Origin of the sequence: Streptomyces ferrugineus (assembly GCF_015160855.1) — a bacterium.
GTDB classification, from domain to species: Bacteria; Actinomycetota; Actinomycetes; order Streptomycetales; family Streptomycetaceae; genus Streptomyces; species Streptomyces ferrugineus.
The window spans coordinates 2,111,769-2,136,364 of record NZ_CP063373.1 but is presented as its reverse complement, the minus strand read 5'-3'; the positions used below and the strand labels follow the sequence as shown (position 1 = coordinate 2,136,364).

General features: G+C 70.9%; 22 protein-coding genes. 14 read left to right on the top strand and 8 right to left on the bottom strand.

Translation table 11 applies throughout. The features are described from left to right. Positions 1 to 188: 188 nt before the first annotated feature. Positions 189 to 2,936, top strand: a complete 2,748-nt coding sequence (aceE, locus tag IM697_RS09695) for a pyruvate dehydrogenase (acetyl-transferring), homodimeric type (RefSeq protein WP_194046584.1) — start codon at positions 189 to 191, stop codon at positions 2,934 to 2,936. Between the two features lie 80 nt (positions 2,937 to 3,016). Beyond that, complete coding sequence (locus IM697_RS09690) at positions 3,017 to 3,775, top strand: potassium channel family protein (RefSeq protein ID WP_194049653.1); 759 nt, start codon at positions 3,017 to 3,019, stop codon at positions 3,773 to 3,775. A gap of 217 nt (positions 3,776 to 3,992) precedes the next feature. Here the strand turns inward: IM697_RS09690 and IM697_RS09685 are convergent, their stop codons facing one another. Then, on the bottom strand, positions 3,993 to 5,612 hold the full coding sequence (locus IM697_RS09685) for an MFS transporter (RefSeq protein WP_194046582.1): 1,620 nt from the start codon (positions 5,610 to 5,612) through the stop codon (positions 3,993 to 3,995). Positions 5,613 to 5,678: 66 nt separating this feature from the next. On the opposite strand from IM697_RS09685, the gene IM697_RS09680 reads away from it, so the two are divergent. From IM697_RS09680 to IM697_RS09670, 3 genes are all read left to right on the top strand, one after another. Next, the gene (locus tag IM697_RS09680; RefSeq protein ID WP_194046579.1) at positions 5,679 to 6,305 is read left to right on the top strand and encodes a TetR family transcriptional regulator; all 627 of its coding nucleotides are present in this window, start codon (positions 5,679 to 5,681) and stop codon (positions 6,303 to 6,305) included. 93 nt (positions 6,306 to 6,398) lie between these two features. Further along, on the top strand, positions 6,399 to 7,616 hold the full coding sequence (locus IM697_RS09675; protein ID WP_194046577.1) for an alpha/beta hydrolase: 1,218 nt from the start codon (positions 6,399 to 6,401) through the stop codon (positions 7,614 to 7,616). A gap of 57 nt (positions 7,617 to 7,673) precedes the next feature. Further along, positions 7,674 to 8,534 (top strand): DUF4429 domain-containing protein, encoded by an 861-nt coding sequence (locus tag IM697_RS09670; RefSeq protein ID WP_194049652.1) that lies wholly within the window; start codon positions 7,674 to 7,676, stop codon positions 8,532 to 8,534. A gap of 21 nt (positions 8,535 to 8,555) precedes the next feature. On the opposite strand, the gene IM697_RS09665 is transcribed toward IM697_RS09670, so the two are convergent. Both IM697_RS09665 and IM697_RS09660 read right to left on the bottom strand, forming a co-directional pair. Next, positions 8,556 to 9,572 (bottom strand): aldo/keto reductase, encoded by a 1,017-nt coding sequence (locus IM697_RS09665; RefSeq protein ID WP_194046575.1) that lies wholly within the window; start codon positions 9,570 to 9,572, stop codon positions 8,556 to 8,558. Continuing rightward, complete coding sequence (locus IM697_RS09660) at positions 9,569 to 10,057, bottom strand: MerR family transcriptional regulator (RefSeq protein ID WP_194046573.1); 489 nt, start codon at positions 10,055 to 10,057, stop codon at positions 9,569 to 9,571. The genes IM697_RS09665 and IM697_RS09660 overlap by 4 nt, the downstream gene beginning before the upstream one ends. Before the next feature lie 303 nt (positions 10,058 to 10,360). On the opposite strand from IM697_RS09660, the gene IM697_RS09655 reads away from it, so the two are divergent. Beyond that, on the top strand, positions 10,361 to 11,176 hold the full coding sequence (locus tag IM697_RS09655; RefSeq protein ID WP_194046571.1) for a serine hydrolase domain-containing protein: 816 nt from the start codon (positions 10,361 to 10,363) through the stop codon (positions 11,174 to 11,176). Here IM697_RS09655 and IM697_RS09650 read toward each other — a convergent pair. Together IM697_RS09650 and IM697_RS09645 are read right to left on the bottom strand one after the other, a co-directional pair. Beyond that, entirely contained in the window at positions 11,148 to 11,345 is a 198-nt protein-coding gene (locus IM697_RS09650) for a hypothetical protein (RefSeq protein ID WP_194046569.1), read from the bottom strand. The genes IM697_RS09655 and IM697_RS09650 overlap by 29 nt on opposite strands. Before the next feature lie 43 nt (positions 11,346 to 11,388). Next, positions 11,389 to 12,048, bottom strand: a complete 660-nt coding sequence (locus IM697_RS09645; protein WP_194049651.1) for a pirin family protein — start codon at positions 12,046 to 12,048, stop codon at positions 11,389 to 11,391. An 87-nt stretch (positions 12,049 to 12,135) separates the two neighbouring features. Here IM697_RS09645 and fasR point away from each other — a divergent pair, with 87 nt between their 5' ends. From fasR to IM697_RS09620, 5 genes are all read left to right on the top strand, one after another. Next, positions 12,136 to 13,341, top strand: a complete 1,206-nt coding sequence (fasR, locus tag IM697_RS09640) for a fatty acid biosynthesis transcriptional regulator FasR (protein WP_194046567.1) — start codon at positions 12,136 to 12,138, stop codon at positions 13,339 to 13,341. Between the two features lie 89 nt (positions 13,342 to 13,430). Further along, the gene (locus IM697_RS09635) at positions 13,431 to 14,342 is read left to right on the top strand and encodes an ACP S-malonyltransferase (protein ID WP_194046565.1); all 912 of its coding nucleotides are present in this window, start codon (positions 13,431 to 13,433) and stop codon (positions 14,340 to 14,342) included. Positions 14,343 to 14,357: 15 nt separating this feature from the next. Further along, positions 14,358 to 15,356, top strand: a complete 999-nt coding sequence (locus IM697_RS09630; RefSeq protein WP_194046563.1) for a ketoacyl-ACP synthase III — start codon at positions 14,358 to 14,360, stop codon at positions 15,354 to 15,356. An 80-nt stretch (positions 15,357 to 15,436) separates the two neighbouring features. Beyond that, positions 15,437 to 15,685, top strand: coding sequence for an acyl carrier protein (locus tag IM697_RS09625; RefSeq protein WP_004001566.1), 249 nt, complete (start codon positions 15,437 to 15,439; stop codon positions 15,683 to 15,685). A gap of 85 nt (positions 15,686 to 15,770) precedes the next feature. Next, complete coding sequence (locus IM697_RS09620) at positions 15,771 to 17,066, top strand: beta-ketoacyl-[acyl-carrier-protein] synthase family protein (protein ID WP_194046561.1); 1,296 nt, start codon at positions 15,771 to 15,773, stop codon at positions 17,064 to 17,066. 66 nt (positions 17,067 to 17,132) lie between these two features. On the opposite strand, the gene IM697_RS09615 is transcribed toward IM697_RS09620, so the two are convergent. Then, on the bottom strand, positions 17,133 to 17,627 hold the full coding sequence (locus IM697_RS09615) for a DUF3145 domain-containing protein (protein WP_194046559.1): 495 nt from the start codon (positions 17,625 to 17,627) through the stop codon (positions 17,133 to 17,135). 255 nt (positions 17,628 to 17,882) lie between these two features. Here IM697_RS09615 and IM697_RS09610 point away from each other — a divergent pair, with 255 nt between their 5' ends. Together IM697_RS09610 and IM697_RS09605 are read left to right on the top strand one after the other, a co-directional pair. Beyond that, positions 17,883 to 18,773 carry an SGNH/GDSL hydrolase family protein gene (locus tag IM697_RS09610; RefSeq protein ID WP_194046557.1) on the top strand — a complete coding sequence of 297 codons (891 nt, stop codon included), beginning with the start codon at positions 17,883 to 17,885 and terminating at the stop codon, positions 18,771 to 18,773. 10 nt (positions 18,774 to 18,783) lie between these two features. Next, positions 18,784 to 19,761: an aldose epimerase family protein gene (locus tag IM697_RS09605; protein WP_194046555.1), complete on the top strand. Its 978-nt coding sequence runs from the start codon at positions 18,784 to 18,786 to the stop codon at positions 19,759 to 19,761. A 76-nt stretch (positions 19,762 to 19,837) separates the two neighbouring features. Here the strand turns inward: IM697_RS09605 and IM697_RS09600 are convergent, their stop codons facing one another. After that, positions 19,838 to 22,273, bottom strand: coding sequence for a glycoside hydrolase family 3 protein (locus tag IM697_RS09600; RefSeq protein WP_194046553.1), 2,436 nt, complete (start codon positions 22,271 to 22,273; stop codon positions 19,838 to 19,840). A gap of 209 nt (positions 22,274 to 22,482) precedes the next feature. Here IM697_RS09600 and IM697_RS09595 point away from each other — a divergent pair, with 209 nt between their 5' ends. Further along, entirely contained in the window at positions 22,483 to 23,739 is a 1,257-nt protein-coding gene (locus IM697_RS09595) for a pyroglutamyl-peptidase I (RefSeq protein WP_194046551.1), read from the top strand. Here the strand turns inward: IM697_RS09595 and IM697_RS09590 are convergent. Then, positions 23,729 to 24,523, bottom strand: coding sequence for an EI24 domain-containing protein (locus IM697_RS09590; RefSeq protein WP_194046550.1), 795 nt, complete (start codon positions 24,521 to 24,523; stop codon positions 23,729 to 23,731). The two genes, IM697_RS09595 and IM697_RS09590, sit on opposite strands and share 11 nt — an antisense overlap. Between the last annotated feature and the right edge of the window lie 73 nt (positions 24,524 to 24,596).

Genomic DNA, 24,596 nt, shown 5'->3' with positions numbered 1-24,596 from the left:
GGTCTCAAGGTGACGCGCACCACACCAATCTGCCCCCTTTGTGCGTTTGGGAACCATCCGCAGGCACTCCACCGTTGATCGGACCAGCGGTTACCTCACAGTAGAGATGACGTTTGGCCCCCTGAGGTACACGATGGGGAGCGGTGCAGACCCTCAGAAACACGGCCCTCTGACAGGTAAGGAACAGCGTGGCTTCCGGATCCGATCGCAACCCGATCATCATTGGCGGCCTTCCGAGTCAGGTTCCTGACTTCGATCCCGAGGAAACCCAGGAGTGGCTCGACTCCCTCGACGCCGCCGTCGACGAGCGTGGCCGGGAGCGGGCCCGCTATCTGATGCTGCGGCTGATCGAGCGGGCCCGCGAGAAGCGCGTGGCCGTGCCCGAGATGCGCAGCACGGACTACGTCAACACGATCGCCACCAAGGACGAGCCGTTCTTCCCGGGCAACGAGGAGATCGAGCGCAAGATCCTGAACGCGACCCGGTGGAACGCCGCGGTCATGGTGTCCCGGGCCCAGCGCCCCGGCATCGGCGTCGGCGGGCACATCGCCACGTTCGCCTCCTCCGCCTCGCTCTACGACGTGGGCTTCAACCACTTCTTCCGGGGCAAGGACGAGGGCGACGGCGGCGACCAGGTCTTCTTCCAGGGCCACGCCTCCCCGGGCATCTACGCCCGCGCGTTCCTCCTCGACCGCCTCAGCGAGCACAACCTGGACGGGTTCCGCCAGGAGAAGTCGAAGGCGCCGTACGGCCTGTCGTCCTACCCGCACCCGCGGCTGATGCCGGACTTCTGGGAGTTCCCGACCGTGTCGATGGGCCTCGGCCCGATCGGCGCGATCTACCAGGCGCGGATGAACCGCTACATGGAGGCGCGCGGCATCGCGGACACCTCCAAGTCGCATGTGTGGGCGTTCCTCGGCGACGGCGAGATGGACGAGCCGGAGTCGCTCGGCCAGCTGTCCATCGCCGCGCGCGAGGGCCTGGACAACCTCACCTTCGTGGTCAACTGCAACCTGCAGCGCCTGGACGGCCCGGTGCGGGGCAACGGCAAGGTCATCCAGGAGCTGGAGTCGATCTTCCGCGGCGCCGGCTGGAACGTCATCAAGCTGATCTGGGACCGCAGCTGGGACCCGCTGCTCGCGCAGGACCGCGACGGCATCCTGGTCAACCGGATGAACACCACGCCGGACGGCCAGTACCAGACGTACGCCACCGAGACCGGCGGCTACATCCGCGACCACTTCTTCGGCGACGACCAGCGGCTGCGCGCGATGGTCGAGGGCATGACCGACGACCAGATCCTGCACCTGGGCCGCGGCGGTCACGACCACCGGAAGATCTTCGCGGCGTTCTCCGCGGCCAAGGCGCACAAGGGCCAGCCGACGGTGATCCTCGCCAAGACGATCAAGGGCTGGACGCTCGGCCCCAACTTCGAGGGCCGCAACGCCACGCACCAGATGAAGAAGCTGACGGTCGACGACCTCAAGCGCTTCCGCGACCGGCTGCACCTGCCGATCGCCGACAAGGACCTGGAGAGCGGGCTCCCGCCGTACTACCACCCGGGGCGGGACTCCGAGGAGATCCAGTACATGCACGACCGCCGCAAGGGGCTCGGCGGTTACGTCCCGACGCGCATCGTGCGCTCCAAGCCGCTGGCACTGCCGGACGACAAGACGTACGCGACCGTGAAGAAGGGCTCGGGCCAGCAGTCCATCGCGACGACCATGGCCTTCGTCCGGCTCCTCAAGGACCTCATGCGGGACAAGGAGCTCGGCAAGCGGTTCGTGCTGATCGCGCCGGACGAGTACCGCACGTTCGGCATGGACTCCTTCTTCCCGAGCGCGAAGATCTACAACCCGCTGGGCCAGCAGTACGAGTCGGTCGACCGCGATCTGCTGCTCGCCTACAAGGAGTCCCCGCAGGGGCAGATGCTGCACGACGGCATCTCGGAGGCCGGCTGCACGGCTTCCCTCATCGCGGCGGGCTCGGCGTACGCCACCCATGGCGAGCCGCTGATCCCGGTGTACGTCTTCTACTCGATGTTCGGTTTCCAGCGCACCGGCGACCAGTTCTGGCAGATGTCCGATCAGCTCGCGCGCGGTTTCGTACTGGGCGCGACCGCCGGACGTACGACGCTGACCGGTGAGGGTCTGCAGCACGCGGACGGCCACTCGCAGCTGCTCGCCTCGACCAACCCGGGCTGTGTCGCCTACGACCCGGCGTACTCGTACGAGATCGCGCACATCGTGCAGGACGGTCTGCGCCGGATGTACGGCGGCGACGCGGAGCACCCGCACGGCGAGGACGTCTTCTACTACCTCACCGTCTACAACGAGCCGATCCAGCACCCGGCCGAGCCGGAGAACGTCGACGTCGAGGGCATCCTCAAGGGCGTCTACCGGCTCAGCGAGGGCTCCTCGGGTTCGATCCCGGCGCAGATCATGGCGTCCGGTGTGGCCGTCCCCTGGGCGGTCGAGGCGCAGAAGATCCTCGCCGAGGACTGGAACGTCAAGGCGGACGTCTGGTCGGCGACCTCGTGGAACGAGCTGCGGCGCGAGGCCGTGGAGTGCGAGGAGCACAATCTGCTGCACCCGGAGGAGGAGCAGCGGGTGCCGTATGTCACACAGAAGCTCAACGGCGCCGAGGGGCCGTTCGTGGCCGTCTCCGACTGGATGCGATCGGTTCCGGACCAGATCGCGCGCTGGGTGCCGGGCACGTACCAGTCGCTGGGTGCGGACGGCTTCGGCTTCGCGGACACCCGTGGCGCGGCCCGGCGCTTCTTCCACATCGACGCGCAGTCGATCGTGGTGGCGGTGCTGACCGAGCTGGCCAAGGAGGGCAAGGTGGACCGGTCGGCGCTGAAGCAGGCGATCGACCGTTACCAGCTGCTCGATGTGTCGGCGGCGGATCCGGGGGCGGCCGGGGGCGACGCGTAGCCCTTGGGAGTCGAGCGGGGCGGCACCTCAGCGGTGCCGCCCCGGTGTCGTTTCCTACGATGCTCCCCATGACGCTCCCGATGACCGAACCGACCGCTCTGGACCGTTGGGAGCGGCGTACCCAAGGCCCGCTGCTGGCGCTCGCCGTTCTCTTCGCGATCGCCTACGCCTTCCCGATCGTGGATCCGGACGGCCCGAAGGCCGTTCTCAACGCGTGCCACCTCGTGAACTGGGGGGTGTGGGGCGCCTTCGCCGTCGACTATCTGATCCGACTGTGGCTGAGCGAGGACCGGCTGCGGTTCGTGCGCGGCAATCCGCTGGCGCTGCTCGCGGTGGCGCTGCCGCTGGTCCAGCCGCTGCGGCTGCTGAAGCTGGTGTCGATGCTGTTCCTCGCGGGGCAGCGGGCGCGGATGGCGTCCCAGGTGCGGGTCACCACGTATGTCGCGGGTTCCTGTCTGGGGTTGCTGGTCTTCGGTGCGCTGGCTGTGCTGGAAGTGGAGCGCGGCAAGCCCGGGGCCTCCATCCACACCCTCGGGGACGCGATCTGGTGGGCGTTCACGACGATGACGACCGTGGGGTACGGCGACATGGCGCCCACCACGGGGCTCGGGCGGGCGCTGGCGATCGGGCTGATGCTGTCCGGCATCGCGTTGCTGGGTGTGGTCACCGCGAATATCGCCGCCTGGTTCATCGCGCGGTTCGAGAGCGAGAACGAGGAGGAGCGGCGGCAGACGGAAGCGATCCGGCTGCTGACGGAGGAGGTACGGGCACTGCGGGCGCAGGTCGCTTCGCTGTCCGGGGTGTCCGGGGAACGGGTGGGTGACGAGAAGGTGGGTTAGCCGGTTGCCCGGGGTGGGGGGGTGGGCGGGGGTGGGTCGCGCAGCCCGGCGCTGACGGGGTGCCGCCTTCTGTGGGACGGGCGCCGCCCCAGGCGGCACGACTGCCCGCAGCTTGGCGAGCTGCAACGCCCCAGGGGCGCGGGGAACTGCGCGACCAGCCACAACCTAGCCGCAGCCCGAATACCACCCGCGCCCCTACGGCGAAACCGACCGGCGCTCAGATATGCGCGGCGCCGGCGCCCGCCTCCGCGTTCGCGCCCCGCTTGGTGAGGAACGCGATCCCGACGGCCACGACCGCCACGGCGGCGGCGAGCAGGGACGCCGCGCTCATGCCGGAGATGAAGGTGTCGTGCGCCACGCCGGTGATCTTCGCGGCGATGGCCTCCGGGGTGCCCGGGGCCACCGGGGCCACGCCCACCTGGACCGCCTCGGAAGCCTGGGCCTCCTGGGCCGCCGTGAGCGGCGGCAGACCCGCCGCCGTCCAGTTCCCGGCGAGGTCGCTGTCGACCTTGGAGGCCATGACGGCGCCCAGGACGGCCGTACCGAGGCTGCCGCCGATCTGCATCGCGGCCTGCTGGAGGCCGCCGGCCACGCCGGACAGCTCCAGCGGCGCGTTGCCGACGATGACCTCCGTGGCGCCGACCATGACCGGCGCGAGGCCGAGGCCCAGCAGGGCGAACCAGAGCGACATGACGCCGCTGCCGGTGTCCGTCTCCAGTGTGGACATGCCGTACATGGCGATCGCGGTGCACGCCATGCCGCCGGCCAGCGGGATGCGCGGGCCCACCTTGGTGATCATCGCGCCCGCGAGCGGGGAGCCGACGATCATCATCCCGGTGAGCGGGAGCAGGTGCAGGCCCGCGTCGATCGGGCTCATGCCGTGCACGTTCTGGAGGTAGAACGTCACGAAGAACAGGCCGCCCATGAAGGCGATGGCCATCAGGACCATCAGGACCACGCCCGCCGACAGCGGGACGGAGCGGAACAGCGCCAGCGGGATCAGCGGCTCCTTCACCTTCGTCTCCCACAGGGCGAAGACCGTGAAGCCCACCACCGACGCGGCTATGAACAGCCACGTCGTGCCGTCGCCCCAGCCCCACTCCGGGGCCTTGATCAGGGCCCAGACCAGGGAGAACATCGCGGCCGACAGCAGGGCTATGCCCAGGATGTCGAAGGAGCGCGGCGCGTTCTCCGCGCGGTGGTCGAGCAGGATCAGCACACCGAGCACGACGGCGAGGATGCCGACCGGCACGTTGATGAAGAACACCGACTGCCAGTTGACGTGCTCGACGAGGACGCCGCCGAGGATCGGGCCGCCGGCGGTCGAGGCGCCGATGACCATGCCCCAGATGCCGATGGCCATGTTGAGCTTCTCGGCCGGGAACGTCGCCCGCAGCAGGCCGAGCGCGGCCGGCATCAGCAGCGCGCCGAACAGGCCCTGGAAGACACGGAAGGTGACGACCAGCGCGATGCTGTCGGACAGGCCGATCGCACCGGAGGCGGCGGCGAAGCCGACCACGCCGATCAGGAACGTCTGGCGGTGCCCGAAGCGGTCGCCGAGCTTGCCGGCGGTGATCAGGGACACCGCGAGAGCGAGGAAGTATCCGTTGGTGATCCACTGGACCTCGGCGAAGCTCGCGCTCAGGTCCTTCTGGATGGCCGGGTTGGCGATGGCCACGATGGTGCCGTCGAGGGCCACCATCATGACCCCCACTGCGACGGTGATGAGCGTGAGCCAGGGGTGGCCGCGCAGCCCCTTGCCCGGTGTCGCGTCCGACGGGACTACTGGCGCGCCGCCCCCCGACCCCGTCTTGTCGATGGTGGTCTGACTAGTCATGCGTTCGAGGCTAATGACAGCCACTGACAATTGACAAACCAATTCACAAGTCGGTAACTGACACATATGGAAACACTGCGCGAACGCAAGAAACAGCGCACCCGGGAAGCGTTGCTGCGCACCGCGCTGGAGCTCTTCACCACCCAGGGTTACGAGAGCACCACCGTCGACGACATCGCCGCGGCGGTCGACGTCTCGCAGCGCACCTTCTTCCGCTACTTCGCCGGCAAGGAGGAGGCCGCGCTCGCGGTCGAGGACATGACGGTGGCGCACTTCGTGCGGACGGTGCGCGGGCGCCCGCCGCACGAGACGCCGATGGAGGCCCTGCGGCAGTCCGTGCTGGAGGGCTGGGACACGCTCAACGACGTGATCGAATCCGTCGTGCCGGTCGAGCTGTATCTGCGCATGTACCAGGTGGTCGAGTCGACGCCCGTGCTGCTCGCCGCGCATCTGCGCAAGTCCGTGGAGATCGAGGAGACGATCGCGCACATCCTCGCCGAGCGCGAGGGGGTCGACGTGGACACCGACCCCCGACCGCGGCTGGCGGTGGCCGTGTTCGGCGGGGTGATGCGGCTGACGGAGCGTCAGTGGAGCAGCGGCGGGGACTTCAGCCTGGACGCCATGCGGGCGTTGACCGTCTCATATCTCGAACAGGTGGACTCCACACTCAGCGAGAGCTGGCGAACACGCTGAGGTCATCGGCGTGTTCACACCGGCGTGACCGAAACGTGATACCTGTCACTTGGTTAACGCGAGACCCTCTCGTTCTCCTAGTGTGTCCTCCCAGTGACTTCCTTCGACACCTCCCCGCAATTGAACGTCTGGCGTGCTCTGCTGGCGCTGGCCGTGGTGTTCGTGATGCTGGCGACCACCGGTTGGACCGCCCTGCGTCACCACCGCGGGGCCACTCCGCTCCAGGCCTCGATCAGCGCCTGGGAGCAGGGCAGCATCGCCGGGCGCCGGCTGCCGGCCGTGGACTCCTCCCCCGCCAGACTCGCCCGGTTCTTCGCCTCACTCGACGAGGCGCAGCGCAGCAGCCTCGCGCACCGCTATGCGCTCGCGGTCGGCAACATGAACGGCGCCCCGGTCGAGTTGCGCTACCGGGCCAACCGCGTCGCGCTCGACGAGGCGCGCGAGGTCGAGCGCAAACGCATGCACGACACCCGGCTCACGCCCGACGGGCAGCGTGCGGCGGGCCGCCGTATGCATCGCTTCGAGGACATGATGCGGCCGGAGAGGCACATCCTCGCGTTCGACCCGGAGGGCTCCGGGCGGGCGGCCGAGGTGTTCGGAGATCTGACCAGGGCCGAGCGGATCTCGGTCGTCGTCCCCGGCGTCGACACCGACCTGCTCACCTTCCAGCGCACCAACCGCAAGTACTCGGCACCGGTCGGCATGGCCCAGTCCCTGTACGCGGCCGAGCGCGCGGCCAGCCCGTCGACGCGTACGGCCGTGATCGCCTGGGCCGACTACACCGCACCGGCCGGGCTCGGCATCGACTCGGCGACCGCGATGCGGGCCGCGGACGGTGCCGTACGGCTGAACGCGCTGCTGCGGGGGCTGCCCGGCGGCTCACCGGTCTCGCTGTTCTGCCACAGCTACGGCTCGGTGCTGTGCGGACTGGCCGCGTCCGGGCTGCCGGACCGGGTGGCCGACATAGCGGTGGCCGGCAGCCCCGGGATGCGGGTCGCGAAGGCCTCGCAGCTCGGGACGTCCGCGCATGTGTGGGCGATGCGGGACGCGGACGACTGGGTGCAGGACGTGCCGTATCTCGAGGTCGGCGGGCTGGGGCACGGCGAGGACCCGGTGTCGTCGGTGTTCGGGGCGCGCGTGCTGTCGGCGCGGGACGCGAAGGGGCACAGCGGCTATTTCGAGCCGGGTACGGAGAGTGTGGCGAATTTCGCCGAAATCGGAGTTGGCGCATACCAGGCGGTGCGCTGCGCGGACGACGCCGGAGCCTGTCGGGCGGGTTTGTCCGACACGGCGGCGGCCGGACGCGCGTAGAGGCGCAGGAATTGCGGTGTGCGCGGGGTGGCGACGGAGGAGCACGTGCCGCATACGATGAGCCGCATGGGTGACGTACTGGCCGGATTTCATGCCGCCTGGGAGTTCGAGTCCGACTCCGTGCTCATCCGTTACGAACGGGGGATTCGAACACCTAAGCTCTTCCAGGCGCTCGGCGAGCGCCGTGTGCCGCTGGAGGCGATCGCCGGGGTGACGCTGGCGCCGGGTAAGCGCGGGACGGTCGTGCTGCGCATCGAGCCGCGGCCCGGCGCGGATCCGCTCCTCGAGGCGGCGGCCGGGCAGCTCAAGGAGAGCGGCGACCCGTATCGGCTGGTGCTGCCGGCCGAACGCGAGACGCTGGCCGAGTACTACGCCGACGAACTGCGCGGCCGGCTCACCGGGGCCGGGCCCGCCGAGGAGTTCCTGGTGGGGGCGCCGGATGTGCCGATGCAGTTCAAGGCGTACGACGCGAAGGCGTCCTTCGACGGCAGCGTCGTGCGGTTCCGGTGGTTCTGGACGGGGGCGTCCTCGACGAAGTGGAAGGCCGGGGACCAGAGCTTCTCGGTGGCCGAACTGAGCGGCGTCGAGTGGCGGTCGCCGGAGGTGTTCGAGGGGCATCTGCGGCTGCTGCGGCGGGACGGCGCGGACGCGCAGCCGACGCAGGCGGACCTGGATCCGGCGGCCGTCGTCTTCGGGCTCGGGTACGGGCCGGTGCACGAGTCGTTGCCGTTCGCCGCGGCGGTTCTCTCGGCGGTTCGCTCCGCGGGGCCGGCGGCTGTCCCGGCTGTGGCCGCGCCACGCCGGGATCCCGCCGACATCGCTGAGCGGATTCGTCACCTGGGGGAGCTGCACGAGGCCGGGCTCGTGACGGACGAGGAGTTCTCCAGCAAGAAGGCGGAGTTGCTGGCGGAGCTGTAGCTGTAGGGACTCCGCGCCCGGCTACTCCCTGCCCGCGGATGCGAAGGACATGTCCGCGTAGCGGTCGCCGGACACCTTCCCCGCGATGGGCTCCAGCAGCGCCAGTTCGTCCTCGCTCAGCACGATCCGGGTCGCCGCCGTGTTCTCCGCCACCCGGCCCGGCCTGCGCGTGCCCGGGATCGGGACGATCGGCAGGCCGTGCACCGACGCCCGCTGCTGCACCCAGGCCAGGGCGATCTGGCCGAGGGTCGCGCCGTGGGACTCGGCGACCGTGCGGATGGGGTCCAGGAGGGCGGCGTTGGCCGCCGCGTTCTCGCCGGTGAAGCGGGGCTGCTGGCGGCGGAAGTCGTCGGTGGTCAGGTCCTCGGCCTTGGCGAAGGAGCCCGTGAGGAAGCCCCGGCCCAGTGGCGAGTACGGGACCAGGGTCACGCCCAGGTCGCGGGCGGCCGGCACCACGTTCGCCTCGATGTCCCGGCTGAACAGGGACCACTCGGACTGCACGGCCGCGATCGGGTGCACGGTGTGCGCGGTGCGCAGTTCGTCCGCCGTCACCTCGCTCAGGCCGAGCTGCTTGACCTTGCCCTCGCGGACCAGGTCGGCCATCGTGCCGACGGTCTCCTCGATGGGGACGTTCACATCCCGGCGGTGCATGTAGTAGAGGTCGATCACATCGACGTCCAGGCGGCGCAGGCTCGCCTCGACGGCCTGGCGTATGTATGGCGCGTCGTTGCGGATGACCCGGCGCGTCGGGTCGTCCGGCGGGATCGCCAGGGCGAACTTGGTGGCGATGACGACCTCGTCGCGGTGGGCGTTGAAGAACGGGGAGAGGAACTTCTCGTTCTCGCCCGCGCCGTACGCGTCCGCCGTGTCGAAGAGCGTGACGCCCAGTTCCAGTGCCCGTTCCAGGGTCGCCCTGGACTCGTCCGCGTCCGAGGGGCCGTACGCGAAGCTCATGCCCATGCAGCCGAGGCCCTGGACGCCGACCTCGGGGCCGTTCGCGCCGAGTCGTGCGGTCGCGATCCTGCTGCTGTCCGTCATCCGGCGTTCTCCGTCTTCATCTGCTCGTACCTTTTCTGCTCGTACACACGCCCGGCGTCCGCGTAGAAACTGATCTTCCGGTCGAGCACGGCGAGCGTGTCCTGCAACTCGGCGATCCGGGCGAGGACGTCGCGGCGGGTCTCCTCCAGCAGCTCGAAGCGCTCGCCGAAGGTGTGGTCGCCCTCGCGCACCAGCTCGGCGTACCGGACCATGTCGGCGACCGGCATCCCGGTCAGCCGCAGCTTGCCCACGAGGTCGAGCCAGTCCAGGTCCCGGTTGCTGTAGCGGCGCTGACCGGTGTGCGAGCGGCCGATGTGCGGCATGAGGCCGATCCGCTCGTACCAGCGCAGGGTGTGGGCCGTCAGGCCGGTGAAGGCGACGACCTCGCTGATCGTGTAGCTGTCCTGGCCTTCCGGCCGCCGGTGCGGGTGTGGCGGGGCGGCACAGCTGTCGGTCCTGGTACTCGTGCTCTCCATCACCGTCATGCTCTCCACGCTATGACCTTGGAGTGCGCTCCAAGCAAGCCGAAACGGTAAGAAAACCGGGGGACATGACGATCGCCGTGGCGTGCGGGTGCCGCTGGTGGTCGGGGCGGTCGACCACCGGACCGGGAACGCGGGCAATCCGCGGGAGCCGGCCGGGTACGTCTTCGGCGTCGCCACCGATCCCCGGGCCCGGTGTCGCGGGTACGCGCGTGCGTGCATGGCCGCTCCACGCCTCCCTCGGCTTCGTCCACAAGCCGGACCCCACGATGATTCTGAGGCGGTGAGCGGCATAGGCTCACGGGCATGTCCTTGCAGAGCCTCGCACTGATCGAGAACTGGCCGGTCCCCACCGCCGCCGCGGGTGTCGTCCGGGCGGACGGCACGGTCCTGGGTACGCACGGCCCGGTCGGGCAGCGGTTCGCGCTGGCCTCGGTCACCAAGCCGCTGGCCGCCTACGCCGTCCTCGTCGCCTACGAGGAGGGCGCGGTCGAGCTCGACGAGCCGGCCGGGCCGCAGGGGGCGACCGTGCGGCATCTGCTCGCGCACACCTCGGGGCTGGCCTTCGACGAGCACCGGGTGACGGCCCCGCCCGGGGAGCGGCGGCTGTACTCCAACGCCGGGTTCGAGCAGCTCGGGGATCATGTCGCCAAGGCGACGGACATCGCGTTCGGGGAGTATCTGCGGCAGGCGGTGCTGGAGCCGCTGGGCATGACGTCCACCGCGCTGGAGGGCTCCCCGGCCAAGGACGGCGTGTCGAGCGTCGAGGATCTGCTGCGGTTCGCGGCGGAGGTGCAGGCGCCGCGGCTGCTGGACCCGCGCACGGTCGCCGAGGCGATGACCGTGCAGTACCCGGGAACGAAGGGCGTGCTGCCCGGGTACGGGCATCAGAACCCGAACGACTGGGGGCTCGGCTTCGAGATCCGGGACTCCAAGTCGCCGCACTGGACGGGGTCTTCGTCCTCGCCGCGCACCTTCGGGCACTTCGGGCAGTCGGGTACGTTCCTGTGGATCGACCCGGACGCGCGGGCGGCCTGCGTGGCGCTGACCGATCGCGCCTTCGGGCCCTGGGCCGTCGAGGTGTGGCCGGCGTTCACGGACGCGGTGCTCGCCGAGCTGTAGCCCGCCCCGCGCCGAGTTCCTCGCCCGCGCCCTCGGTGTCGATGCGCGGCAGCGTCCGGTCCAGCCACCGGGGCGTCCACCAGGCGTGTGCGCCCAGGGCCACGATCCAGGCGACGATCACGATCACGAAGTGGCGGGCACACCACTCACCAAGTCGTCGCAGTACCACGCCTCCATTGGACGCCTCAGTGACCACTCAGGCATCTCGTGTCTCACAGCTGCCCGGCCATCTCCCACATCAGCAGCTCCGCCGCGCTCACCCCGACCGCCTCGACGTCCTTGGCGTCCGTGATGCGCGCCGCGTCTCCCGCGCCCAGTTCCTCGCCGTCCAGCCGCACCGCACCGCGCACGACATGCACATACAGATACGCCCCGTCCGGCACCGCCGTCCGCTCCCCCGCCCCCAGCCGCCGTACGTGCAGCATCGCGCCCGCCTCCGGGACGGCGTACGGCGTGGAGTCCGCGATGCCGTGGACGATCTCGTACGACGGGTCGCCGCCCGGGGTCAGCGGGGCCAGCCAGGTCTGGATGAAGGTCAGCGGCGTGCCGGCGTCGTTGCGCTCGACGTGCCGTACGCCGCCCGCCGAGCTCAGCCGCTGGACGTCCCCGGGGCCGACCCGGGTCTCGTGGCCGGTGGAGTCGCGGTGGGTCAGCTCGCCCTCGACCACCCACGTCACGATCTCGGTGTGGCTGTGCGGGTGCTCGTCGAAGCCGGCGCCGGGCGCGAGCCGCTCCTCGTTGCAGGCGATCATCGCGCCGAAGCGGAGGTTGTCGGGGTCGTAGTGCGGGCCGAAGGAGAAGGCGTGGCGGGACTCGATGCCCGAGGCCGGTTCTCCTCCCGGATAGCGCTCCGCGGCGCGCCGTACGTCCATCACGGGCACCACCGTAGCCCCACCTGGGAGGGCTCACCCGCGACCCTCCGGCACGCGCTCACGTCCGGATAAGGCAGTCTTGTCCCCGTGCCCGAACCCGAAGCCCGTAAGTCCCCAGCCGCCGCGCACGACGTCCATGCCCACTCCGCGACCCTGAAGCGACTGGAGAAGTCCTCCGGTTCGCTCGCCGCGCAGGCCATCGCGCGGATGGACGAGACGCTGCCGTGGTACCGGGCGATGCCCCCGGAGAACCGTTCCTGGATCGGTCTCGTCGCCCAGGCCGGTATCGCCGCTTTCACCGAGTGGTTCCGGCATCCCGACGCACCCCAGGCCATCTCCACCGATGTCTTCGGTACGGCGCCCCGCGAGCTGACCCGCGCCATCACGCTGCGGCAGACCGTGGAGATGGTGCGCACGACCATCGAGGTCATGGAGTCGGCCATCGACGAGGTGGCGGCGCCGGGCGACGAGGGTGTGCTGCGCGAGGCGCTGCTCGTGTACGCCCGCGAGATCGCCTTCGCCACCGCCCAGGTCTACGCCCAGGCCGCGGAGGCACGCGGTGCCTGGGACGCCCGCCTGGAGTCGCTGGTGGTCAACGCCGTGCTCAGCGGCGAGGCCGACGAGGGGGCCGTGAGCCGTGCCGCGGCGCTGGGTTGGAACTCGCCCGAGCATGTGTGTGTCGTGCTCGGCACCGCGCCCGACGGGGACAGCGAGCTGACCGTCGAGGCCATCCGGCGGGCCGCCCGGCACGCGAAGCTCCAGGTGCTGACCGGGGTGCTCGGGGACCGGCTGGTCGTGATCGCGGGCGGCAGCGACAACCCGCTCGCCGTCGCCAAGTCGCTGATCGGGCCCTTTGCCGCCGGTCCGGTCGTCGCGGGTCCGGTCGTACCGGATCTGCTGGCCGCCACCCGGTCCGCGCAGGCCGCGGCCGCCGGGCTGAAGGCGTGTTCCGCCTGGCAGGACGCGCCCCGGCCGGTGCTCGCGGACGATCTGCTGCCGGAGCGCGCCATCGCGGGGGATCCGAGTGCGCGCGAGCAGTTGGTGGAGGAGATCTACAGACCGCTGGAGGAGGCCGGGTCGGCTCTGCTGGAGACGCTCTCCGTCTATCTCGAGCAGGCGAGCAGTCTGGAGGGCGCGGCGCGGATGCTGTTCGTGCATCCCAACACCGTGCGCTACCGGCTTCGACGTGTGACTGACGTCACCGGCTGGTCGCCGTCCGATGTACGCTCCGCGTTCACCCTGCGGATCGCGCTGATCCTGGGGCGTCTGGTCGACGGCGATCTCCAGCTCTAGGCTTTTGTCGGGGGCCCACAAAACCCCCTCGTGTTCTTCGTCCTTGTCCCCACGGGCGGCGTCGGCCGTCCCCAAGAGAGAGTGTGAGAGTGCTCGTACTCGTCGCTCCCGGCCAGGGCGCCCAGACGCCCGGCTTCCTGACCCCCTGGCTCGAACTGCCCGGTGCCGCCGACCGCCTCGGTGCCTGGTCGGACGCCATCGGACTGGACCTCGCCCACTACGGCACGCAGGCCGACGCGGACGCCATCCGGGACACCGCCGTGGCCCAGCCGCTGCTCGTCGCGGCCGGGATCCTGTCCGCCGCGGCACTCGGTGACATGGCGCCCGGCGCCGTCGCCGGCCACTCCGTCGGCGAGATCACCGCCGCCGCCTACGCGGGTGTCCTCGACGACACCGCCGCGCTGAGCCTCGTGCGCAGGCGGGGCCTGGCCATGGCCGAGGCCGCCGCGATCACCGAGACCGGCATGTCGGCGCTGCTCGGCGGCGACCCGGAGACCTCGGTCGCGCACCTGGAGAAGCTGGGCCTGACGCCGGCGAACATCAACGGCGCCGGCCAGATCGTGGCCGCGGGCACCATGGAGCAGCTCGCCGCACTGGAGCAGGACAAGCCCGAGGGCGTGCGCAAGGTCGTCGCGCTGAAGGTCGCCGGCGCCTTCCACACCCACCACATGGGCCCCGCCGTCGAGAAGCTGGCCGAGGCCGCCAAGGAACTCGTCCCCGCCGACCCGAAGGTCACCTACGTCTCCAACAAGGACGGCAAGGCGGTCGCCGGCGGCGCCGAGGTGCTGGAGCGCCTCGTCGGGCAGGTCGCCAACCCGGTCCGCTGGGACCTGTGCATGGAGACCTTCAAGGAGCTCGGTGTCACGGCCCTGATCGAGGCGTGCCCGGGCGGCACCCTGACCGGTCTGGCCAAGCGCGCGCTGCCGGGTGTGAAGACCCTGGCGCTGAAGACCCCCGACGACCTGGACGCTGCTCGCGAGCTCATCGCAGAGCACGCCTGACAAGGAGCCCGGAGCATGGCGAAGCTGAAGCCCAGCAAGGGCGCCCCGTACGCGCGCATCCTCGGTGTGGGCGGTTACCGCCCGACCCGTGTGGTGCCCAACGAGGTGATCCTGGAGAAGATCGACTCGTCCGACGAGTGGATCCGTTCGCGCTCCGGCATCGAGACGCGGCACTGGGCGAACGACGAGGAGACCGTCGCCGCGATGTCCATCGAGGCGTCCGGCAAGGCGATCGCCGACGCCGGGATCTCCGCCGAGCAGATCGGCGGCGTCATCGTCTCGACCGTCTCGCACTTCAAGCAGACCCCGGCCGTCGCCACCGAGATCGCCGACAAGCTCGGCACGAACAAGGCCGCCGCCTTCGACATCTCGGCCGGCTGCGCGGGCTTCGGCTACGGTCTGACCCTCGCCAAGGGCATGATCGTCGAGGGCTCCGCCGAGTACGTCCTGGTCATCGGCGTCGAGCGGCTGAGCGACCTGACCGACCTGGAGGACCGGGCCACGGCCTTCCTGTTCGGCGACGGCGCGGGCGCGGTCGTCGTGGGCCCGGCGAAGGAGCCGGCCATCGGCCCGACCATCTGGGGCTCCGAGGGCGACAAGTCCGAGACCATCAAGCAGACCGTGGCATGGACCGAGTACGACAGCTCCACGGACAAGTTCCCTGCGATCACGCAGGAGGGCCAGGCGGTGTTCCGCTGGGCCGTGTTCGAGATGGCGAAGGTCGCCCAGCAGGCGCTGGACGCGGCCGGGATCACCCCGGACGAACTGGACGTCTTCATTCCGCACCAGGCCAACGAGCGGATCATCGACTCGATGGTGAAGACTCTCAAGCTGCCGGAGCACGTCACGGTCGCCCGTGATGTGCGCACCACCGGCAACACCTCGGCCGCCTCGATCCCGCTCGCGATGGAGCGGCTCCTGGCGACCGGTGAGGCGAAGAGCGGCGACACCGCGCTCGTCATCGGCTTCGGGGCGGGTCTCGTGTACGCCGCGACGGTCGTTACCCTCCCCTAGGCACTCCGTGCCGGCTCATCATCGGGTCCGGTACGGGACACACCGCCAAACCCTCTGGATCAACAACGAAGGAGCGCCAAATGGCCGCCACTCAGGAAGAGATCGTCGCCGGTCTCGCCGACATCGTGAACGAGATCGCCGGCATCCCGGTTGAGGACGTCCAGCTGGACAAGTCCTTCACCGACGACCTGGACGTCGACTCGCTGTCCATGGTCGAGGTCGTCGTCGCCGCCGAAGAGCGCTTCGACGTCAAGATCCCCGACGAGGACGTCAAGAACCTCAAGACCGTGGGCGACGCGACCGACTACATCCTCAAGCACCAGGGCTGATCACCGATCAGGCCGCTGGGCTGACTGCCCCGCCACCCGGCGGTGGCGCCGCTGAATCCTCGTATCCGTTGGAGAAAGAATTCCCGTGAGCCCGACCAATCGCACCGTGGTCGTCACCGGTATCGGCGCAACCACACCGCTGGGTGGCGACGCAGCCTCTACCTGGGAGGGCCTGGTCGCCGGACGTTCCGGCGTCAAGCCCCTGGAGCAGGACTGGGCCGCCGACCAGGCGGTCCGGATCGCCGCGCCGGTCGCCGTGGAGCCGACCGAGATCATCCCGCGGCCGCAGGCCCGCCGACTGGACCGCTCGGCGCAGTTCGCGCTGATCGCCGCTCAGGAGGCCTGGAAGGACGCCGGGTTCGAGGCCAAGGCCGGCGAGACTGGAACATCAGCCGCTACCGCGGCGGGCACTGTCGACCCGGACCGCCTCGGTGCGGTCATCGCCTCCGGCATCGGTGGTGTGACGACGCTGCTCGACCAGTACGACGTGCTCAAGGAGAAGGGCGTCCGCCGCGTCTCCCCGCACACCGTCCCCATGCTGATGCCGAACAGCCCCTCCGCCAACGTGGGCCTGCTGGTGGGCGCCCGTGCGGGCGTGCACACGCCGGTCTCCGCGTGCGCGTCGGGCGCCGAGGCCATCGGCTACGCCATCGAGATGATCCGCACCGGCCGCGCCGACATCGTCGTCGCGGGTGGCACGGAGGCGGCGATCCATCCGCTGCCGATCGCCGCGTTCGGCAACATGATGGCGATGTCCAAGAACAACGACGACCCGCAGGGCGCGTCGCGTCCCTACGACGTCGCCCGCGACGGCTTCGTCCTCGGCGAGGGCGCGGGCGTGGTCGTCCTGGAGTCCGCCGAGCACGCCGCGGCGCGCGGGGCGCGGGTGTACGCCGAGGCGGTCGGGCAGGGCATCTCCGCCGACGCCCACGACATCGTGCAGCCGGAGCCGGAGGGCCGCGGCATCTCGCACGCCCTGCAGAACCTGCTGGAGCGCAACGACCTGGACCCGGCGGAGATCGTGCACGTCAACGCGCACGCGACGTCGACGCCGGCCGGTGACATCGCCGAGCTGAAGGCACTGCGGAAGGTGTTCGGCGACGACGCCGACCACATGGCCGTGTCGGCGACGAAGTCCATGACCGGGCATCTGCTCGGTGGCGCCGGCGGTGTCGAGACGGTCGCGACCGTGCTCGCGCTGTACCACCGGGTGGCCCCGCCGACGATCAACATCGAGAACCTGGACCCGGAGGCCGAGGCCACCGCCGACGTCGTCCGCGGTGAGGCGCGCAAGCTGCCTGTCGAGGGCCGTATCGCCGCCCTGAACGACTCGTTCGGGTTCGGTGGGCACAACGTGGTGCTGGCGTTCCGGACGATCTGAGCGGCATCCGTACGCACGTGAAGGGGCCCCACCTCGAAAGGTGGGGCCCCTTCACGTGTCCGGGCTTCAGACGACCTGGTGCAGCCAGCGCACCGGCGCTCCCTCACCCGCGTACCTGAACGGCTCCAACTCGTCGTCCCACGGCTTCCCCAGGAGCTTGGCGATCTCCGCCTCCAGGTCCGTCTCGCCGCGCTGGGAGCGGGCCAGGGCCGCCCTCAGCCGGTCCTCGGGGATCAGGATGTCGCCGTGGATGCCGGTCACCGCGTGGAAGATGCCCAGGTCGGGGGTGCAGCTGTAGCGCTCGCCCTCGGCGGTGGGGCAGGGCTCGGCCGTGACCTCGAAGCGCAGGAGGTGCCAGCCGCGCAGAGCGGAGGCCAGCTTGGAGGCGGTGCCCGCCTCGCCCTGCCAGGAGAACTCCGAGCGCCAGGTGCCGGGCGCGGCCGGCTGCCGGATCCAGTCGAGGTTGACGCGTGTGCCGAGCACCCCGGCGACGGCCCACTCGACGTGCGGGCACAGCGCGCGCGGCGCGGAGTGCACGTACAGAACTCCACGTGTCGTCACCGGTACCTCCGGGCAGAGCGGACATCTTGCGAACTGGCGGACGATCGTGGCCGGGCAGCCACGTTGATGGCGAGGCTACCGTGCGGCGGCGCAAGGAGTGTGACGTACGGTCGGTCCCGCTGCCGTGAAACGTCCGCCATTCACCCGGCAGGACGCTTGTACGGGTGTGAGCCGTTGCATGAGTCGGCCGGGAACCCTTGTGCGTTGTTATTGGTTGGGAACCATGACGGGGCCGAACGAGGGGATGGACCAGGCATGCGGAAACGACGGCACGTCACGCGCGCTGTCCTCGGCGCCGTGTCCGCCGCCGTCCTCGGCGTCGCCGGCTGTGACGCCGTCGGCGGCAACTCCCCGGCCCCGTCCGGCACCGATGCGCGGAGCGCGCGGCCGTCGCCGAAGCCGACCCCCACCTGGGACCGCAGCCCCGCCTCCGTCGCGGCCGTCGGCGACTCCATCACCCGTGGTTTCGACGCCTGTACGGTCCTGTCGGACTGCCCCGAGGTCTCCTGGGCGACCGGCAGCAGCCCCGAGGTGAACAGCCTGGCCGTACGTCTGCTGGGGAAGGCGAAGGCGGCCCAGCGGAGCTGGAACTACGCGGTGACGGGGGCGCGGATGGCGGACGTTCCCGGGCAGATGGCCCAGGCGGCGACCCGCAGGCCGGAGTTGGTGGCGGTGATGGCGGGGGCGAACGACGCCTGTCGCGACACGACCGACGCGATGACCTCGGTGGCCGACTTCCGCGCGCAGTTCGAGGACGCGATGGGCACGCTGCGCGAGGCCCTGCCGAAGACCCAGGTGTATGTCGCGAGCGTGCCGAACCTGATGCGGCTGTGGGAGCTGGGCCGTACCAGTCCGACGGGCAAGCAGGTGTGGGAGCTGGGGATCTGCCCGTCGATGCTGAGCGATCCCGACTCGCTCACGACGCTGGCCAACCAGCGGCGCGAGACGGTGCGGGAGCGCGTCGAGGCGTACAACGAGGTGCTGGAGGAGGTCTGCGACAAGGACCGCAGGTGCCGCTTCGACGACGGCGCGGTGTACGACTTCCGGTTCGGCGTCCAGCAGCTCAGCCGGTGGGACTGGTTCCATCCGAGTGTCGACGGTCAGGCGCGGCTGGCCGAGATCGCCTACCGGACGGTCACGAACTAGTGTTCCGCCCATGAGCGAACACTTCGGCACACTTTCCGACGGCACCGAGGTCCGCCGCTGGACGTTGGAGCGCGCGGGCGTACGGGTACGGGTGCTGTCGTACGGCGGGATCGTGCAGTCGCTCCAGGTGCCGGACCGGGACGGGCATCCGGCGGACGTGGTGCTGGGGTTCGCCGATCTGGACGGTTATCTGACCCACCCGGGGCCCTATCTCGGCGCCCTCGTCGGCCGGTACGCCAACCGGATCGCGGGCGGCCGTTTCCCGCTGGACGGTCTGACGTACGCGCTCGAACCCAACACCCCGCCCAGTTCCCTGCACGGCGGCGGGCGCGGTTTCGACAAGCGGGTGTGGGAGGTGACGCCGGTCGAGCACGGTGTGCGCCTCGCGCGGGTCAGCCCGCACGGCGAGGAGGGCTTCCCGGGGACCCTGCAGGTGTCGGCGACGTACACGCTGGACGCGGACGGTGCGCTGCGGATCGCGTACGAGGCGGTGACGGACGCGCCGACCGTGGTGAACCTGACCAACCACAGCTACTTCAACCTCGCCGGAGCCGGGTGCGGCGACGCGGGCGGCCATGAACTGCGGCTGGCCGCCTCCCGCTTCACCCCGGTCGACGCGGACCTCATCCCCACCGGCGCCCTGGACGAGGTCGCCGGCACCCGCTTCGACTTCCGCCAGGCGCGGAAGGTCGGCGCCGGGTACGACCACAACTTCGTGCTGGACAAGGGCGTGACGGACAGCCCGCGCCCGGTCGCCGAGCTGTACGACCCGTCGACGGGGCGGGTGCTGGCGCTGTCGACGACCGAGCCCGGCCTCCAGCTCTACACCGCCGACCATCTGACCGAGCCCTTCGCCCCCGGCGACGGCATCGCGCTGGAGACCCAGCACTTCCCCGACTCCCCGAACCGGCCGGACTTCCCGAGCACGGTGCTGCGGCCGGGCGAGGTGTTCCGCTCGGAGACGGTGTACGGCTTCTCGGCGCGCTGAGGGGCCCTGACCGTACAAGCCCCGGTCCAGGTGTCAGGGTCCTGGACCGGGGCTGTTCCTGGGTACTTCTCCCGGGTCAGACGTTAATCGCCGTCGTCAGCCGGCGGTCGGCGATCGAGCGTCCCGCCTGGATCTCGTACGAACCCTTCACAAAGGTCCACGCCTTGGTCGTCTCGTCCCACACCTCGAAGGCCCGGCGCGGCAGCTCGATCACGGCCTCGCACCGCTCCCCCGGCCCCGCCGTCACGCCCGCGAACCCGGCGAGCCACCGCGGCGGCCGGTCGGCGTCCGGCTCGCCCGGGGCCAGATAGACCTGTACGACCTCGCGGCCGGCGCGCTCGCCGGAGTTGCGGACGCGGACGGTGACCGTGGTGCCCGTGACCTCGACGGACTCGTAGGTCCACTCGGTGTAGCCGAGGCCGTGTCCGAAGGCGTACGACGGGGTCCGCCCTTCCTTCTCCCAGGCGCGGTAGCCGATGAAGACGCCCTCGCGGTAGGGGAGTTCGCCGGCCGAGGGGACGACCTCGGTGACCGGGGCGTCGGTCAGGGAGCCCCAGGTGGTGGGCAGCCGGCCGCCCGGCTCGTGGGCTCCGGTGAGGACGTCGGCCAGGGCCGCGCCGCCCTCCTGCCCGGGGAACCAGCCGAGCAGCACGGCGGCGACGTCCTCGCGCCACGGCAGCTCCACGGGAGAGCCGGAGTTGACGACCACGACCGTGTTGGGGTTGGCGGCGGCGACGGCGCGCACCAGGTCGTCCTGGCGGCCGGGCAGCGTCAGGTCGGCGCGGTCGTAGCCCTCGGACTCGACGCGTTCGGTGGTGGCGACCACGACGACGGCCGTGTCGGCGCCGCGGGCTGCCTCGACGGCCTCGGCGATCAGCTCGTCGGGGTCGCGCTGCGGCTCCTGGTGGTGGAGCGTGAAGCCGACGACCTTCATCGGGGCGTCTTCGGGGAACTCGACGGTATGCGTCAGGCAGACCTCGACCGGTTCGCCGACGGTGAGTTCGGGCCGGGCGCGCGGGACGGGGGCGCCGAAGAAGGAGACGAACGGATCGTCCTCGGCGGGTCGGTGGACGTCGTCGTAGTACGTGGTCCCGTCGATGGTGAGCCTGAAGGCGCCGAGACCCTTGATGCCGAAGGTGTGCGTGCCGGTGTCGCGCGGGGTGAAGGTGCCGGTCAGCTCGACGGTGCGCAGCGCCTCGTGGGTGACGCCCTCGGGGAGGTCGGAGCCCATCCACTGGATCTGCCCGTTGGGCGCGGACCCGGTGCCGATGACGTTCCCCTCCCGGTCCCGGCACACGGCGCGCAGCTCGAAGCCCTTGTCGGCGACGCCGAGTTCGGTGTTCGGGTCGGCGCCGACGGCGTAGGTGAGGGTGCCCTCGGGGAGGGCGGCGGTGAGGCCGTCGAGCGGGGAGACGACGTGGGCGGGGAAGACGGTGGCGGAGCCGCCGCCGAGGACGCGGGCGTCGCGGGCGGCGGCGCCGATGAGGGCGACCGTGCTGTTCGGCCGCAGCGGGAGGGCGCCCTGGTTGCGGACCAGGACGAAGGAGCGGCGGGCGATCTCGCGGGCCAGCGCGCCGCCGTCGACGGTCTCGGGGGGCTCGGTGACGACCGGTTCGGCGCCCTGAAGGATCCCGACGCGGGCAGCGACCCGCAGCACGTTCCGCACGGCGGCGTCGACCGCGGCCTCGGCCACCTTCCCGTCCCGCACGGCCTGCGCGAGGGGCTCGCCGTAGACGGTCCGCGGGCCGGGCATCGCAACGTCGAGGCCGCCGTCGATCGCGCCGACGGTGTCGCGGGCGGCCATCCAGTCGGAGACGTTGTAGCCGTCGAAGCCCCACTCGCCGCGCAGGACCTCGTTCACGAGGTGGTGGTGCTCGGTCATCGTCGTGCCGTTGACCGTGTTGTACGCGGTCATGATGCCCCAGGGGTGGGCGTTCTCCACGATGATCTCGAAGGGCGCCAGGTACAGCTCGCGCAGGGCGCGTTCGGAGACGACGTTGTTGACGGTGAAGCGGTCGGTCTCGGCGTCGTTGGCGACGAAGTGCTTGACGGTGGTGCCGACGCCGCCGGACTGGACGCCGCTGACGTATGCGGCGCCGATCGTGCCGGTCAGAAACGGGTCCTCGCTGTACGCCTCGAAGTGGCGCCCGCCGAGCGGCGAGCGGTGGAGGTTGACGGTCGGGGCGAGCAGCACATGGACGCCCTTGCGACGGGCCTCCTGGGCGAGGAGGGTGCCGGCGCGGCGGGCGAGGTCGGGGTCCCAGGCGGCCGCGAGGGCGGTGGGCGAGGGCAGCGCGACGGACGGGTCGTCGGCGGTCCAGCGCACACCCCGGACGCCGATCGGTCCGTCGGACATGACGAGGGCCTTCAGGCCGATCTCGGGGAGCGCGGGCAGGGTCCACATGTCCCGGCCGGAGAGCAGCCGCGCCTTCGCGTCGAGATCGAGCCGGGCGAGGGCGGCTTCGACGACCGCCTCGCGTGCCGCATCGGCCGGGGTACGGGTTCCCGCCATGTGGGTGCCTCCTCGTCGAAGTCCGCGGACACCTCAATCCTGCCCTCGATCACCTGCGGAGGAATCCAGCCCGGACGCGTTCGAGCTTCACCACCCCGGGAGGCGGCGTCGAAGATTCCGCGCACCATGGCGTAGACCACTTCCGTCACGCGATACTTCCGGCGTCCCACAGCGCGCTCCCCCACCGTGACGAAAGGACCGGAACCCCCTTGAATTCCATACGTGTTCGGATCGGCGTCCTCGGCCTCGCCCTGCTGGCCGGCCTCTCGGCCCCCACCACCGGGGCGGCCGCCGCCGAGACGGCTCCCGCGCCGACCGTCGAGGAACAGCGCCTCGACAGAGCGGTCCCCCAGGAGATCCTGCGCCGCTCCGGATTCGACGCTCCGGCGACGAAGTTCGCCCGTGACCTCGACGCCGCGCACTCCTACGCGCAGGCCCGCCGTGTCGTCCTGCGCGAGGGACGGGCCCTGTGGCGGCTGGCCGTCGACCGGGCTCAGGGGCGTGGGCCGGCGGGCGGGGATCTCAGCCGGGACGACGACCGGCCGCTGTACTGGGCGCGGTTGTCGATGACGCGGGAGGTGCGTACATGGGAGCCGGCGTTCGGGCTGAGTGATGCCCGGCGGGCCGCGCTGCTCGACCTCCTGGAGCGGACCTCGCGCGGCCAGACCGACATCCGCCATCCCCATGGCGACGGAGTCAGAAGGATTCTCGTCACCGGCTTCGACCCCTTCACCCTCGACCGGGACATCCGTATCTCCAACCCGTCCGGGGCGACCGCGCTCGCCCTCGACGGCACGGTGATCGAGACCGCGGACGGGCCGGCGCGGGTGGAGACCGCCCTGTTCCCCGTGCGCTGGCGGGACTTCACGGACGGGACGGTGGAGCGGACCCTGCGGCCGTACCTGAGGCAGGTCGATCTGTTCACGACCGTGAGCCAGGGGCGCGTCGGGCGGTTCGACATCGAGCGGACCAACGGAGCCTGGCGCGGCGGCTTCGGGGACAACGAGAACGTCGGCCGGACCGAGACCATCCCCGTCGCCGATCCGGCCTCGCAGCCGCAGTGGACGACCACGACCCTGCCGTACGCGGACATCGTCGCCGCGGACACCGGGCGTTTCCCCGTGTACGACAACACCAGCGTGACCGAGATCCCGGCGGGCGGCACGCAGGCCGTCGTGCGGCCGGACGGGCCGACGCCCGGGTCGACCGCGCGGGCCGGGGGCGGCGGGGACTACCTGTCCAACGAGATCGCCTACCGGGCGACGCTGCTCCGGGACCGGCTCGGGCTGCACGGCTCGCTGCCGGGCGGGCATGTGCACACGCCCGTGCTGCAGTTCGGGGCGGGCAACACGGATCCGGCGACCGGCTCGGTGACCGACCCGGAGTTCGTCCGCAACCGGCTGGACATCATCGCCCAGGTGCGGACGATCCTGAAGGTGGCGGCCGACAGCCCGGTCACCAGCTGACGTGCTCCGCGTCGGGCGCGGGCGCCGATTTCTCCTGGGTCTCCTCGCCCAGCAGCTCCCGCGCCATCAGCGTGGCCCCCGCGACCGCGCCCGGCATCAGGAACACCGCGACGAACGGCACCAGGAAGGCCGCGGCGAGGGGCGTGCCGAAGCCCCAGACGAGGGTCTTGCGGGACCGCAGCAGGTCGAGGCGGTCGCGGAGTTCGACGCGGCGGCGCTGGAGGGCGACGGCCGTGAGTTCCTCGGTGAGGAAGAAGCCGGTGACGACGACGCCGATCACCGGTACGACCGTCTGGCCGACGACCGGGAGGAAGCCGAGGGCGAAGAGCAGCACGCCCCAGACGGCGGCGCGCAGCACGATCCGCAGGCTGTCGCGGCCCGAGATCCACAGCTCGCGCCAGAGCGGCAGGCCGGACTCGGGGGCCGTGCCGTCGGGGGAGACGTCCCGGTCGACCTTCTCGGAGAGGTTCTCGTAGAAGGGCTGGCCGATCAGGAGGGTGACCGCGGTGAAGGTGACCACGGCCAGCAGGAGGCCGAGGGCGAACAGGACAGCGGTGAGGAAGCCGCGGAACAGGCCCTGCCAGGGGCTGGACCAGTCGTCGGCGAACGGTGTCGACCAGGACACGAAGTCCTCGCCCCAGACCGCGAGCGCGACGAGGGACGAGGCGTACAGGACGAGCGTGATCAGGCCGGGGATCAGACCGAACCCGTACTGCTTTCCATGCCGGGCCACCCATCGCTGGCCCCTGAGGAGATACCTGAAACCGGTGCCGAGATCGCGCATGGTCGGCACTCTAGCCGGGGGCGTGTCACACGACCGTCACGGCCGCTTCGGGGGCCGGTCACCGCTTTCTTCG